Consider the following 13,233-nt stretch of genomic DNA (forward strand, 5'->3'; position numbering starts at 1 on the left):
GAATGGGTATGGATTCGTATTATATGAGAGAGGCATTAAAAGAGGCACAAAAGGCCTACGACTTGGGTGAGGTGCCCATCGGCTGCGTCATCGTCAGGGGCGGCGAGATCATCGGCCGGGGCTACAACCGCACGGAGGCGGACGGATGCGCCATGCATCACGGGGAGATCATGGCCTTGAAAGAAGCGGATAGAGCCACGGAGGGCTGGCGCATCGGCGGCGATCTCTACGTCACCGTGGAGCCCTGCCCCATGTGCATGGGGGCCATATTAAACAGCCGCATCGATCGGCTCATCATCGGCACGGACAATCCCCGCTTCGGCGCGGCGGGAAGCGTCGTAAATCTCGCGGCCTTTCGCGCCTTTAATCACAGCGTCGCCGTCACCGAGGGCGTCCTCGCCGAGGAGTGCCGGGCCCTCATGCAGTCTTTTTTTAAATCGTTGCGTTAGCCCGTGCCTTGGCCTCGTCCAGCTCTTCCTTGGTCAGGCCCCGCACGATGGCAAAGGGATCCCCCGATGCCACGGCCCGGGAGGGCACTTTGGCTCCCGCGGGCAGGCGGGTGTTCTCTTCGATGATGGCGAAGTCCCCGACGTAGACGCCCTCTTCGATGCGGGCGCCTGATTTAATCGTGGCGTAGGCGCCGATATTTGCACCTTTTATTTCCGCCCCGGCTTCCACGACGGCATATGCGCCGACGACGGCGGGGAAGTTTTCCGTAGCGGCAATGGTGGCCGCGGGATCCACTTCGGCGCCGGGCTTGATGATGACCCGTTCCTTTGTATTGAAATCCATGGGACCTCGTTTCTCTAGTAATTGTGGAAGCAGATGTCCATAATAATGACGACGGCGAAGTACACCGCCAAGGGCAGGGCGTCTTCGTAAATGGTGACGGCGTATTCCTTGCCGCCGACGATGGGGCTTGCCGCCATGGACAGAAGCTTCATTTCGTCTTCTTCGATGAAAAATTCGCGGCTCCGGACGAAGCCCACGATGTCGTATTTCTTTTCTCTATATATGAAGCTCAGATTGGGGAGGGAAAAGCGCATCCGATCCTCGAAAAAGTCCACCTCTTCGCCGTCGAAGTGGAGGCGAAAGGCGTGAGTTTGAAAGGGCGGCGGCGTTTTTCGCTCCAAGCGAAATCGCTCGTTTCCATCGGCATCGATTAGTGATAGAGTATAGGGTATAATGGGTAATTCGCGGAACAGGTAATCGAACTGATCCGTGAGGGCATTATCCCGATTGTGTAAAATTTTCAGGCCGCCTTCGTCGTAAAAGGCATAGTCCATGGCGGCCGGTGGGCGAGCGACGGCTCGCATGGTGCATCGAATCATGGTGTCACATCCTTCTCGTTTATTGTACTATACCGAGTCGAAAATACAAGAATCTGAATAGGAGGACGGCTTGCAAAATATAGATGAATTATTGAAACGCATTAACGAATTGGCTCACGAGGCCAAGGTCCGCGAGCTTACCGATGAGGAAAAGGCGGAAAGGGACAAGCTCAGAAAAGAGTACTTAAAAGTATTTCGCGAAGGCTTTCGTCAACAGCTTTTGAACACAAAGGTCGTGGACGAAGAGGGCAACGACATTACCCCGGAAAAGCTGAAACGAGCCAAAGAGGCCCAAAAGAAGGCCGGTAAAAAGGACGGTGTTTAATTATGCGCGCGCTCATCGTCGGCGGCGGCAAGCTGGGTATGCGCCTGGCACGCTCTTTAGTTGAAGAAAATATCGAAATCACCGTGTTGGACAACGATCCCCGGGTGATTCAAAAAGTAAATAACGAGCTGGACGTGCTGACGGTGACGGGCAACGCCTTGGATTTTAATATTCTCAGGGAGCTGGACATCGAACACTACGACCTAATCATCGGCACGGTGACCAGCGACGAATCCAATGTATTGATCGCGAGCATCGCCAAAAAGCTGGGCTGCAAAAAAGCCATCGCCCGGATTCGAAATCCCGAGTACCACTCCCAAATTCGCCTGATCAAAGAGGAGCTGGACATCGACTACGTCATCAATCCGGAAAATGCGGCGGCCATGGCCATCGAAAAATACCTTTTAAAGAAGTATTCCCTTATGGGGGACGAGTTCGCCGGCGGCAAGGTGAAGCTGGTGGAATTTAACGTGGGCCAGGAAAAAGAATTCGTCAACAAAAAGCTTAAGGATCTGGAGAATTTTAACGACCTTCTCATCGCCGCCGTCTCCCGACGGGGCTACACTTTTATTCCCAACGGGGACACGGAGCTGAAGGAAAACGACGTGATTCTGGTTATCGGGGCGCGGAAAAACATCGATGCCTTCGATCGGGACCACTCCAAGGTCACGGCGGTGAAGCCTACGAAAAGCGTCATGATCCTTGGCGGCGGCAAGCTGGGGGACTACCTCTGCGGCCTCTTATTAAAAGACAATATCGAGGTCCTGGTGGTGGAAAAAGATTACGACAAGGCCATGTCTTTGAAGGAGCGCCATCCCGACGCCGTGGTCATTCACGGCGACGGCACGGACTTTAACGTGCTGGAAGAGGAAGTGATCCAGTCCTACGACGCCTTTGTCGGCGCCACGGGCATCGACGAGACCAATATTTTAATGGCCCTTTCCATGAAGGAAGAGGGCATTACGAAATCCGTGGCGAAAATTTCCCGGGTGAACTTTATCGGCGTCTTAGACAAGCTGAATTTGGACGCCACCTTTAACCCGAGCTTCATTACGGCATCCTTGATTCTAAAGCTGATTCGGGGCAAGGACGCCCTTGCCATCAATCTCATGTACGATGGCAATACGGAAGTGGCGGAAATTAAATTGCACGACAAATTAAACGTGCTGGAAACGCCGCTTATGGACCTGGGCCTTCCCAAGGGCATACTTATCGCCGCCATCGTCCGCGGACAGGACGTGCTCATCCCCAACGGCCGCTCCCAATTGCACCGGGGCGACCGAATCATCGTCTTCTGCAAACACAATAATGTTCATGTTATGAAGAAATATTTTTACTACCAAGAAAGAGGAGGCCTGCTTAATGAACTTTGGAGCGGCGTTTAACGTCCTCGGTGCGCTCTTAATGGTGGAGGGGGCCTTTCTCGTGCCGCCTTCGATTTATGCCGCCGTCCACGGAGAAGGCAGTTTCAAGGCCTTTATCATCGCCATGGCCATGGCTTTGGTTCTCGGCGGCCTGCTGTTTTCCGTACCCAAAAGAGTGGAGCACATTCGCGGCCGGGACGGCCTCTTTATCGTGGCCGTGGGCTGGATCCTCTCTTCTCTCGTGGGCGCCGTGCCCTTGTATTTAGGCGGCGGCACCCCCACCTATGTGGACGCCTTTTTTGAAATCGTATCGGGCTTTACCACCACCGGGGCGTCGGTGATTCGTAATGTGGAGGTCATCGACAAAAGTTTGGTGCTGTGGCGAAGCATTACCCACTGGATCGGCGGCATGGGAATACTGGTCTTTACCCTGGCCCTCTTGCCCCGTGCCGGCAACAACGGCTTTCGTATTTTCAGAGCCGAGACCCCGGGACCGGTGGCGGGCAAGGTGGAGCCGCGGATGAAAGACACGGCCACGGCCCTTTACAAAATCTACTTACTGATCACCATCGTCCTCTTCGTGCTTCTCCTCGTGGCAGGCATGAATGTTTTCGACGCGGTGGTCCATACCTTGGGCGTCGTGGGCACCGGGGGCTTCTCCTCCCACGCCGATTCCTGCGCCTATTATATGAACAACTCCGCCATATTAATCATTATGTCGATCTTTATGGTGATCTGCGGCACGAACTTCAGCCTCTATTCCCGGGCCCTCGGCGGCCATTGGCGGGATATGTTTTTAGACGAAGAGTACCGCCTCTATTTAAAAATCGTGGCGGGGGCCGTGACTTTAATCGCCGCCAATTTAATCTTATCGGGGCGCATGAGCTTGGGCTTGGGCTTGAGAGAGTCCCTCTTTCAAGTCACCAGTATTATTTCCACATCGGGCTTCGCCTCGTCGGACTACGATCAGTGGCCGGGCTTCAGCAAATGTATTTTGCTCTCCCTGTACTTTTTCGGCTCCTGCGCCGGCTCCACCGCCGGGGGCATGAAGATGATTCGGATCTTGGTCCTGTGGAAAATCGTGAAGCGGGAAATTTTTAAGAGCATCCACCACAACGCCGTCATGCCTATTCGCATCAACGGCAAGGTGGTGGAAGACCGGGTGATCTTAGGCATCGTCGCCTTCGTCTGCGTCTACATTCTTATTCTCGGCGTTTCCACGGCCATCACCGCCCTTTCCGGCGTGGACTTTCTCACGGCCTTTTCCGGCTGTTTGACCTGCCTGTCCAATGTGGGGCCGGGCTTTTCCGGCGTGGGCCCCACCAATTCCTTCGCCGACTTTGCCGCAGGCTACAAGCTGCTCTTTTCCGCCCTGATGCTTATGGGGCGTCTGGAATTTTTCACCATCCTCGCCCTTCTTACCCCGCAGCGGGGCAATCGCCTGTTAAATTAGGAGTGAATTATGCACATTACCATTATCGGAACCGGCGCCGGAGGCCGCCTCTTGGCGAAGGCACTGGTTCGGGAGCATCACGAGGTGGATTTTCTCATTCATCGGGGAAAGAAACCGAGGAAGGCACTAAGGGATTTTCACGCCCATTTTTACGAAAGGGAAGAAGAGGTCTTGGCCATGGATTTTTCCAAGACCGACGCCTTCGTTTTCTGCGACGATTCCAATCGGGCCCTGGCCCTGGCGAGCCTTTTGTCCAAGCGGCAAAAGCCCATTCACTTTATCAGCTACGACGGCGCCCTGGGTCGGCTCCTGGACATGACGAAGGAGACCTTCGGCATCGATTATGTCTACGACTACGGATCCATCTTGGCCGGGCGCATCCACCGCTTCTTTTATGAAGAAGAGGGGATGCAGACGGAAATTTTCGACAATTTCGATTCCGCCATGGTGAAAATCGACGTGGGCGTGGATCCCGCCTTTGTGGGCCGCCGGGTCAAAAACATCGGCGCCTTCGAAGAGCTGGTGTTGGTCACCATTCGTCGGGGCGGAAAGATTATCGTGCCCAAGGGCAACACCGTCATCGAAGCCGACGACGTGCTGCGCATGGTGGGCAGTGTCGATGCCATTCGCCGCTTCCGGCGGCGCTACGGCAAGGCCGATCCCTTTGAAGGGCTGGAGCGCTCCCGCCGCTTCTTAATCTTCGGCGACGGCAAGGCCGCTGAAAGCATCGAAGGGCTTTTGGCACAGGATGCGGACACCACCCTTCTGTCCCGGGAGCGGAAGCTTCCCGCCGGCACCAATTACGTCATGGACCGGCCCGTCACCGAGATTATGGAAGATTTGGACTTGGCCGCCTACGACGGCTTTGTCGCCGCATCCGACGACGACGCGGACAATTTTCTCATGGCTACGGCGGCGAGAGACGCGGCGCGAATCGACGTGGCACTCTGCCTCAAAGACGAAAGCTATATGCGGGTCGTGGACGTGGCCCACACCGGGGGCATTTTCTCCGGCGAGCTCTTGGTTTCCCAACAGATCAAAAACAATCTCTTCGGCCCGCCGGAAATTTCCCTGCACCTGTTCCCGGGCTCTTTGGAAATTTACGAAATCGTCCTGAGCGAAGAGGTCTATGCCGTGGGCAAGACCATCGAATCTTTGGATCTCGCCGAGGGCTTCTTAATCGGCGGCATCGACCGCGGGGGCAAGAACGTGTTGGCCAAAGGGAAGACCGTGCTTATGGAGGGCGATCACTTGATCCTCTTCCTTTTGCCCGAATGTGCCGGGGATCTGCAGAAGTTTATTCGCCGAAAAGCCAAGCGCTTTTTAACGGAACTGTTTTCCATGTAGCATAGAAAGAGGGACATGTGACTTTTTCAAACGATTGGGACGATTTATTAAAAGAGGAAATGGGAAAGCCCTATTACAAGGACCTGCGCCGCCTCTTAATCGAAGAGTACAAAACCCAGACCATTTACCCCGAGGCCGATAATATCTTCCGCGCCATGCGCCTGACGTCTTTTCACGATACTAAGGTGCTGCTCTTGGGACAGGATCCCTACCACGGGCCGGGTCAGGCACAGGGCATGAGCTTTTCCGTGCCGGAAGATTTTCCCCTGCCGCCCTCTCTCGTGAATATTTACAAGGAGCTGAAGGACGATCTGGGCATCACCCGCGCAAGCGGCGACCTAACTCCCTGGGCGAAGGAGGGCGTGCTTTTATTAAACACCACCTTGACCGTGCGGCGGTCACAGCCCATGAGCCACGGAAAAATCGGCTGGGAAATCTTTACGGACAAAGTGGTTGAGCTTTTAGGCGAGCGGGAGAAGCCCATGGTCTTTATTTTGTGGGGCGCCCACGCCCGCAGCAAAAAGCGGCTGGTGAAAAATCCCGCCCACCGCATCATCGAATCGCCCCACCCCTCGCCCCTCTCCGCCTACCGGGGCTTTTTCGGTTCCAAATGTTTCTCGAGAACCAACGAGTATTTAATCGCCATGGGCGATACGCCCGTGGACTGGAGGTAATATGTATCTGCACGTAAGAGAAGAAGCGGCCTTTGCGAAAGACATTCCCGTTCTCTGGATCCTGCCGGAAAAAGCGGCGAAGGACATCGTACTTATCTACTACCACGGCTGGGGCTCCGATGTGGAAAGCTCCCGCTTTCGGGCGAGCATCTGGGCGGCGGCGGATTACCCGGTCCTCGTGGTGGAAGAAGCGCTCCACGGGGCGCGGGGCAGCTGGGATTACGAGGACATGGACAAGCTCCCCGCCGTCATTATTCAAAACATGAAGGAATTCGACGATATACTCGCCTGTGTTCGCGCCCGCTACGCCGACAAAAAAATCGTCGTCTGCGGTCACTCCATGGGCGCCATGACCGCCATGGGTCTCCTTGGCCGGGAGGAAGTGGCGGGGGCCGTGGCCTTAAACGGCATGGGGGACTGGCATGCCATGAGCCGCACGCCCTACAAGGAAGCGGTGGATGCCTACGACCCGATGAATCACATCGACACCCACGTAAACAAGGCCATCTGCATGATCAACGGCGAGCTGGACGATGTGGTGAATCCCCTCTATCAAAAAAATTACTACGAAAAAATAAAAGACGCCCACGAAGGTGCGCTTCTGGTTTTTGAAATCGTGGAAGGCACCTCTCACGTGGTCACCACCAATATGATGGCCATGACCTTGGATTTTCTCGGGAAAATGTAAGGGCGTTTCCTCTATGGTATAATATTCTGTTGAGGAGGAATCCATGGAGACGAAAGTTTTACACATAAAAGACGAAAAGGACCGAGAGAAAATCCAAGAGGCCGCGCGGCTTTTGCGGGAAGGGGAATTGGTGATCTTTCCCACGGAGACCGTTTACGGCTTGGGAGGCAACGGCCTGGACGAAGGTGCGGTGGATAAAATTTTCCGCGCTAAAGGCCGCCCCAAGGACAATCCCCTGATCCTCCACGTGGCGGATCCGGAACAGGTGCTGGATTTGGTGAAGGTCATCCCGCCTAAGGGCAAGGACTGTATGGACGTCTTTTGGCCCGGGCCCTTGACCTTGATCTTTGAGCGCTCGGAAAAAGTGTCCGACAGCGTCACCGCCGGGGCGAACACGGTAGCCATTCGCATGCCATCCCATCCCATCGCCCACGCCATATTAGAGGCGGCGGCGGTTCCCGTGGCGGCGCCCAGCGCCAACACATCGGGCAGGCCGTCCCCCACCCGCCTCGCCCACGTCTTGGAAGACATGGACGGCAAGGTGCCCTTGATCGTGGATTCCGGCGACGCCAATGTAGGCATCGAGTCCACGGTACTGGATGTGACCGTGGATCCCCCCATGATCTATCGACCCGGCGGGGTGACCAAGGAAGATCTGGAAGCCATTATCGGCGAGGTGGCCGTGGACGAGACTACCATCGATGCGGACAACGACGCCGTGCCCAAGAGCCCGGGTCAGAAGTATCGCCACTACGCCCCCAAAGGCGACGCCACGCTATTTGCCGGGGATTTAAAAAACATCGCCAAGGAGATCAATCGGCGCCTCGCCGAAGCGGAGCCCGGCGTCAGGACGGCGGTGCTCTGCACCACGGAGACCAAGGATCTCTACGAAGGCATGGATCTTTTGGTGGACATGGGCAGTCGGGAGCAGCTGGAAGATGTGGCACATAATTTGTTTGAAAGCCTGAGGCGCTGCGACGAAGAGGACATCGACCTCCTCTTCGTGGAAGGATTCGACTTCCGCGGCTTAGGCGTCGGCATTATGAACCGGCTCTTAAAGGCCTGTGGCGGAAAGGTGGTATTGGGACTATGAACATTCTTTACATTTGCACGGGCAACACCTGCAGAAGCCCCATGGCGAAGCTGTTGACGGAGCTTGAGGCGGACAAAAAGGCACTGGATGTGACGGTGCGTTCCCGGGGCATGGCCGCCCGCGACGGCGAGCCCATGAGCATCGGCGCCGTAAAGGTCATGGCGGAAGAGGGCATCAACGCCACCTTCCACAAGTCCAAGACCGTGACGGAAGCGGATATGATCTGGGCCGATGAGATCTATGCCATGACTCACACCATGGCCGCCAATTTAAAGCGGGGCTGGCCGGATTACAAGGACAAGATCCAAGCCTTCGCCGAAAAAGACGTCATCGATCCCTTCGGCGGCTCCCTGGAAATCTATCGGATCACCAGAGACCGCCTTAAGGAAGAAATAGAAAACAAATTAAAGGGGGAGAAGGCGTGAAAATTGCCATGGGCGCCGATCACGGCGGATACGAAAGAAAAGAAATGTTGAAAAAGTACTTAGAAGAAAAAGGCCACACCGTCGTGGACGTGGGCACGGACTCCGCGGAATCCGTGGACTATCCCCTCTACGGCAAGGCGGCGGCAAAAAAAGTCGCCGAGGGCAGCTGCGAGCGGGGCATATTGATTTGCGGCTCGGGGCTGGGCATCGGCATGGCCGCCAATAAAGTGAAGGGCATTCGCTGCGCCATGGTCTCCGAGCCCTACTCGGCGAAGCTTTCTCGCCGGCACAACGACGCCAACATGATTTCCATGGGGGCGAGAACCATCGGCGGCGACATGATGAAAGAAATCGCCGACGCATTTTTGGAAACGGAATTTGAAGGCGGACGCCACGCCCGTCGAGTCGCAATGATCGAGGAGGAAACATGGGAAAAGTAACGGTAACCGAACACCCCTTAATTCAACATAAGCTGACCCTTTTAAGAGAAGCGTCCACATCGAGCAAAGATTTCAGACAACTGCTCACGGAGATCACCATGCTTATGGGCTACGAGCTGACGCGGAATCTGCCCATTCAGGACAAGCTCATCGAAACGCCCATGGGACGCACCACGGGCAAGGAAATGGCCGGCAAAAAGCCCTGCATCGTGCCCGTACTGCGGGCGGGTCTCGGCATGGTGGACGGTATTTTGAATCTGATACCCGGCGCCCGGGTGGGCCACATCGGCCTCTATCGGGATCCGGAAACCCTGCAGCCCGTAGAATACTACTGCAAGCTCCCGAAAGACGTGGAAGACAGAGAAGTCATCGTCGTGGATCCCATGCTCGCCACCGGCGGGTCCTTGGCAGCCGCCGTGGACTTTATTAAACAGCGAGGCGCCAAAAACATTCGCGCCCTGTGCCTTTTGGCGGCACCGGAAGGGCTGGAAGCTTTTCAAGAGGCCCATCCCGACGTGGATCTGTACGTGTCGTGTATCGACGAAAAATTAGACGAGCACGCGTACATCGTGCCGGGTCTCGGCGATGCGGGAGATCGAATTTTCGGAACGAAGTAGCAGGTGAAGCATGAAGATTTTGTTATGGCCCTTTCTCGTCGCGGCCCTGATCAGCTTTATCGCGACGCCCGTCGTGCGAAAAGGTGCCACCCGCTTCGGCTTTATGGACATTCCAAAAGACGAGCGAAGAGTTCATAAAAAGGCGATCCCCCTAAGCGGGGGGCTGGCCATCTTTCTCGCCGTCCTGGCGGGCGTCCTTCTCTTTCTGCCACTGGAGAGAGAAAAAATCGCCTACCTCGCCGGCGGGGCGGTCATCGTCATCACCGGCCTTTACGACGACAAATTCGCCATGAGCGCCAAGGCGAAGTTCGCCATGGAAATCGTGGCGGCGGCGATTTTAATTACCGGCGGCATCAAGATTACATTTTTCACCAATCCCTTTTACGGAAACAATCTGCTCATCAATTTAGATTGGCTCGCCATTCCCATTACGATTTTTTGGGTGGTGGGCATTACCAACACCATTAACCTAATCGACGGATTAGACGGCTTGGCCTGCGGCATCAGCGCCATTGCATCCGTCAGCCTCATGTTTGTGGCCCATCGGCTGCAACACGACGAAATGGCCATTCTCGCCGCCATATTGGCCGGGGGTTGCTTGGGCTTTTTGCCCTTTAACTTTAATCCCGCATCCATCTTTATGGGGGACACGGGGGCGCTGTTTCTCGGCTTTACATTGAGTTTTCTCGCCATCGAAGGCGTCATGAAATCCATCGCCATGATTACCATCTTTATTCCCGTGCTGATTCTGGGCGTGCCCGTCTTCGACACCACCTTCGCCATGATTCGCCGCAAACTTTCCGGTAAAAGCATTGCCGAGGCGGACAAGGGGCATTTGCATCACCGCCTCCTGCGCCACGGCTTTAATCAAAAGCAGACCGTCCTCGCCCTTTACGGCGTGAGCATGGTCTTCGGCGTCATCGGCAATATCGTCAGCACCATGCACGAGAAAAACGGATTGATTACGGCGATTCTAATCATCGCCGCCGTCGGGGTCATGGCCCTGTTCTTAGGTTTGTTAAATGAAAGAGAGGAAGAGAATTGAAAGTACTGTCCGTCTTCGGCACAAGGCCCGAGGCCATTAAAATGGCGCCCGTCGTCTTGGCACTGAAAGCCAGAGACGACGTGGAAAGCGTGGTCGCCGTCACCGGCCAACACCGGGAAATGCTCGATCAAGTGTTGGACATTTTCGGCATCGTTCCGGACTACGACCTGGACATTTTCACCCCCGGTCAAAGCTTAACGGACATTGCCGTGCGTTCCCTTCGCGGCTTGGAGGCCGTCTTCGAAGAAATTAAGCCCGACCTTCTCCTGGTACAGGGCGACACCTCCACGGTCTTTGCGGCGGCCCTTTCCGCCTTTTACCACGGTGTCAAGATCGGCCATGTGGAAGCGGGACTCAGGAGCCACAATCTCTATTCCCCCTATCCCGAGGAGGCCAATCGAAAACTCACCGGCGTCCTCTCCAATTACCACTTCGCTCCCACGGAATCCAATCGCCAAAACCTCTTAAACGAAGGCTACGACGATAAGACCATTTACATTACGGGCAACACCGTCATCGACGCCTTGGCCTACACGGAGCGGGAGGATTTCGTCTTTGACGAGGCGGCCTTAAACGCCATCGACTTTAAAAAGAAAAAGACCATTCTCCTCACCTGCCACCGCCGGGAAAACATCGGCGCGCCCATGAAGCGGATCTTCTCCGCCATTCGCCGCATCGCCGACGAATACGACGAGGTGGAGGTGATCTTCCCCGTGCACTTAAATCCCAAGGTGCGGAAAGTGGCGGAAGAGGAGCTGGGTGGGGCGAAAAACATTCACCGCGTCGAGCCCATGGACTATCTGCCCTTTTCAAACATTATGGCGAGAAGCTATTTAGTCGTCACCGACAGCGGCGGCATTCAGGAAGAGGCGCCTCACTTCGGCATTCCCGTCCTCGTGGTGCGGGAAGAGACGGAGCGGGAAGAAGGCATCGTCGCCGGCACGGCCAAGCTCGTGGGCACGGAAGAAGAGGCGGTGTACGAAAACATCCGCCTGCTTTTGGAAGATAAAGACGCCTACGACGCCATGGCCAAGGCATTGAACCCCTATGGCGACGGCAAGGCGGCGGAACGCATCGTAGATATTATTTTAAATGACAGAGAAAGCGGAGGATGCCGGTGAAAAAATTAAAACGAATCATGTGCCTGCTTCTGGCCATCGCCCTCTTAACGGGGGCGGCACCGGCGCCGGCACCGACCGAGGGGCCCCATCCGCCTGAAAAAGTGCAGGAGCCCCGGGACCAACAGGAAAAGATCCGCACGGCACAAGGCGTACAGCCCATGACCGCCACGGAGAAAAAAGATTTTGACGCGGCCATGGCCAAGCCCGACGCGGCTTTATTAAAGAGCTTCCTTATCGGCGACTACGAAACCGGCGCCGTCTACAGAGAATACAATGCCGACGTGCCCGTGGGCCTCGCCTCCACCACCAAGCTCATGACCATCTACTGCGTTATGGACGCCGTGGACAAAGGGGAGATCGGCATGAAAGATCCCGTGACCATCGACCACGCGGCGGCCTCCATGCACGGCAGCGTCTACAAGACCAAAGAAGGGGAAGTCTACACCGTGGAACAGTTGATCCACGCCGGCATGATCGTTTCGGGCAACGACGCCATGATCGCCCTGGCCGATCGCATCGCCGGAAGCGAGGCGGCCTTTGTGGCGCGGATGAATCAAAAGGCGCAGGAAATGGGCTTTACCCATATGCACTTCATCAACGTCCACGGCCTCACGGACTACACCGCCAACGACTACAACAAGGCCACGGCGCGGGAAATGTTTGAACTGTCCCGGAGCCTCTTGAAAAAATACCCCATGGTCCTCGACGTCGCCCGCCGACCGAAAATCGAAGAGCCTCAGAGAGAATACATCAGCTACTCCACCAATCCCCTCCTGGGCATCCTCCCCGGCATCGACGGCCTGAAGACGGGATATACCGGCGCCGCCGGCCGCTGCTTTATCGCCACGGGCCTGCGCCCGGCGGAAGGCAAGTATCTGAACACCCGCTTTATCGGCGTCTATATGGGCGCGGAAAACGACATGGATCGCTACGCCGCATCCCTGCGCCTGTCGAAAGAAGCCATGGCCCATCGCAACACCGTTCTCGCCGACAAGTCGGAGGACCTGGGCTTTTTGGCTCTGAAAAACGCCAGCCCGCGGAAGAGCTCCGTCTATGTGGAAAAAAATCTCGTGCGCAATGTAAAAGAAGGGGCAGAGATCACCAGCGAGCTTCAATTCGTGCCCGTGACGCCGCCCCATTCGAAGAAAGATGCCGTAGGCGACGTCGTCTATTACGCCGGGGGCAAAGAAATCGCACGGGCCCGCGTCTTCGTCAAAGAAGACATTAAAAAACCCAATCCCATTCTGAGCTATCGCGACCTCATGGCCGACGTCTTCCGCGCCATAGAAAAGGCCGCTTGACAGGAAAAT

At 55.8% G+C, this 13,233-nt stretch carries 16 protein-coding genes; 14 read left to right on the forward strand and 2 right to left on the reverse strand.

Annotated features, from left to right (window positions below; genetic code table 11):
* The first annotated feature begins 8 nt into the window (after positions 1 to 8).
* Positions 9 to 449: a nucleoside deaminase gene (locus BN7444_RS05000; RefSeq protein ID WP_218016011.1), complete on the forward strand. Its 441-nt coding sequence runs from the start codon at positions 9 to 11 to the stop codon at positions 447 to 449.
* On the opposite strand, the gene BN7444_RS05005 is transcribed toward BN7444_RS05000, so the two are convergent.
* Entirely contained in the window at positions 433 to 792 is a 360-nt protein-coding gene (locus BN7444_RS05005; RefSeq protein WP_068456601.1) for an LbetaH domain-containing protein, read from the reverse strand. The genes BN7444_RS05000 and BN7444_RS05005 overlap by 17 nt on opposite strands.
* A 14-nt stretch (positions 793 to 806) precedes the next feature.
* Positions 807 to 1,331, reverse strand: coding sequence for an LURP-one-related/scramblase family protein (locus tag BN7444_RS05010; RefSeq protein ID WP_068456604.1), 525 nt, complete (start codon positions 1,329 to 1,331; stop codon positions 807 to 809).
* A 70-nt stretch (positions 1,332 to 1,401) separates the two neighbouring features.
* Here BN7444_RS05010 and BN7444_RS05015 point away from each other — a divergent pair, with 70 nt between their 5' ends.
* From BN7444_RS05015 to BN7444_RS05075, 13 genes are read left to right on the forward strand one after another with little or no spacing between them, the layout of a single operon-like run.
* Positions 1,402 to 1,656, forward strand: coding sequence for a DUF896 domain-containing protein (locus tag BN7444_RS05015; RefSeq protein ID WP_068456607.1), 255 nt, complete (start codon positions 1,402 to 1,404; stop codon positions 1,654 to 1,656).
* 2 nt (positions 1,657 to 1,658) lie between these two features.
* Entirely contained in the window at positions 1,659 to 3,041 is a 1,383-nt protein-coding gene (trkA, locus tag BN7444_RS05020; RefSeq protein WP_068456610.1) for a Trk system potassium transporter TrkA, read from the forward strand.
* A complete protein-coding gene (locus BN7444_RS05025) occupies positions 3,019 to 4,473 on the forward strand; it encodes a TrkH family potassium uptake protein (protein ID WP_068456612.1) in 1,455 nt (484 codons plus the stop codon). Before trkA ends, BN7444_RS05025 begins: the two co-directional genes overlap by 23 nt.
* A 9-nt stretch (positions 4,474 to 4,482) precedes the next feature.
* Complete coding sequence (locus tag BN7444_RS05030; protein ID WP_068456615.1) at positions 4,483 to 5,820, forward strand: TrkA C-terminal domain-containing protein; 1,338 nt, start codon at positions 4,483 to 4,485, stop codon at positions 5,818 to 5,820.
* A 17-nt stretch (positions 5,821 to 5,837) separates the two neighbouring features.
* Entirely contained in the window at positions 5,838 to 6,494 is a 657-nt protein-coding gene (locus BN7444_RS05035; RefSeq protein WP_082941278.1) for a uracil-DNA glycosylase, read from the forward strand.
* A gap of 1 nt (position 6,495) precedes the next feature.
* Complete coding sequence (locus tag BN7444_RS05040) at positions 6,496 to 7,182, forward strand: alpha/beta hydrolase family protein (RefSeq protein WP_068456617.1); 687 nt, start codon at positions 6,496 to 6,498, stop codon at positions 7,180 to 7,182.
* A 43-nt stretch (positions 7,183 to 7,225) separates the two neighbouring features.
* Entirely contained in the window at positions 7,226 to 8,275 is a 1,050-nt protein-coding gene (locus tag BN7444_RS05045) for an L-threonylcarbamoyladenylate synthase (RefSeq protein WP_068456620.1), read from the forward strand.
* The gene (locus BN7444_RS05050) at positions 8,272 to 8,700 is read left to right on the forward strand and encodes an arsenate reductase/protein-tyrosine-phosphatase family protein (RefSeq protein ID WP_068456623.1); all 429 of its coding nucleotides are present in this window, start codon (positions 8,272 to 8,274) and stop codon (positions 8,698 to 8,700) included. The genes BN7444_RS05045 and BN7444_RS05050 overlap by 4 nt, the downstream gene beginning before the upstream one ends.
* Entirely contained in the window at positions 8,697 to 9,140 is a 444-nt protein-coding gene (gene rpiB / locus BN7444_RS05055; protein ID WP_068456625.1) for a ribose 5-phosphate isomerase B, read from the forward strand. Before BN7444_RS05050 ends, rpiB begins: the two co-directional genes overlap by 4 nt.
* On the forward strand, positions 9,128 to 9,757 hold the full coding sequence (gene upp, locus BN7444_RS05060; RefSeq protein ID WP_068456631.1) for a uracil phosphoribosyltransferase: 630 nt from the start codon (positions 9,128 to 9,130) through the stop codon (positions 9,755 to 9,757). Before rpiB ends, upp begins: the two co-directional genes overlap by 13 nt.
* Before the next feature lie 10 nt (positions 9,758 to 9,767).
* Complete coding sequence (locus BN7444_RS05065; RefSeq protein WP_068456637.1) at positions 9,768 to 10,802, forward strand: MraY family glycosyltransferase; 1,035 nt, start codon at positions 9,768 to 9,770, stop codon at positions 10,800 to 10,802.
* Positions 10,799 to 11,923, forward strand: a complete 1,125-nt coding sequence (gene wecB, locus BN7444_RS05070) for a non-hydrolyzing UDP-N-acetylglucosamine 2-epimerase (RefSeq protein WP_068456640.1) — start codon at positions 10,799 to 10,801, stop codon at positions 11,921 to 11,923. The genes BN7444_RS05065 and wecB overlap by 4 nt, the downstream gene beginning before the upstream one ends.
* Complete coding sequence (locus tag BN7444_RS05075) at positions 11,920 to 13,224, forward strand: D-alanyl-D-alanine carboxypeptidase family protein (protein ID WP_068456643.1); 1,305 nt, start codon at positions 11,920 to 11,922, stop codon at positions 13,222 to 13,224. The genes wecB and BN7444_RS05075 overlap by 4 nt, the downstream gene beginning before the upstream one ends.
* Positions 13,225 to 13,233 lie beyond the last annotated feature (9 nt).

It is taken from the genome of Peptoniphilus pacaensis (genome assembly GCF_900088125.1).
Lineage (GTDB): Bacteria > Bacillota > Clostridia > Tissierellales > Peptoniphilaceae > Aedoeadaptatus > Aedoeadaptatus pacaensis.

Excerpts from the sequence above, each read along its gene's own strand:
- upp (WP_068456631.1), top strand. The coding sequence starts at position 9,128 with ATGGGAAAAGTAACGGTAACCGAACACCCCTTAATTCAACATAAGCTG.
- BN7444_RS05005 (WP_068456601.1), bottom strand. The coding sequence starts at position 792 with ATGGATTTCAATACAAAGGAACGGGTCATCATCAAGCCCGGCGCCGAA.
- BN7444_RS05050 (WP_068456623.1), top strand. The coding sequence starts at position 8,272 with ATGAACATTCTTTACATTTGCACGGGCAACACCTGCAGAAGCCCCATG.
- BN7444_RS05065 (WP_068456637.1), top strand. The coding sequence starts at position 9,768 with ATGAAGATTTTGTTATGGCCCTTTCTCGTCGCGGCCCTGATCAGCTTT.
- trkA (WP_068456610.1), top strand. The coding sequence starts at position 1,659 with ATGCGCGCGCTCATCGTCGGCGGCGGCAAGCTGGGTATGCGCCTGGCA.
- BN7444_RS05045 (WP_068456620.1), top strand. The coding sequence starts at position 7,226 with ATGGAGACGAAAGTTTTACACATAAAAGACGAAAAGGACCGAGAGAAA.
- BN7444_RS05030 (WP_068456615.1), top strand. The coding sequence starts at position 4,483 with ATGCACATTACCATTATCGGAACCGGCGCCGGAGGCCGCCTCTTGGCG.
- BN7444_RS05000 (WP_218016011.1), top strand. The coding sequence starts at position 9 with ATGGATTCGTATTATATGAGAGAGGCATTAAAAGAGGCACAAAAGGCC.
- BN7444_RS05040 (WP_068456617.1), top strand. The coding sequence starts at position 6,496 with ATGTATCTGCACGTAAGAGAAGAAGCGGCCTTTGCGAAAGACATTCCC.
- BN7444_RS05025 (WP_068456612.1), top strand. The coding sequence starts at position 3,019 with ATGAACTTTGGAGCGGCGTTTAACGTCCTCGGTGCGCTCTTAATGGTG.
- BN7444_RS05010 (WP_068456604.1), bottom strand. The coding sequence starts at position 1,331 with ATGATTCGATGCACCATGCGAGCCGTCGCTCGCCCACCGGCCGCCATG.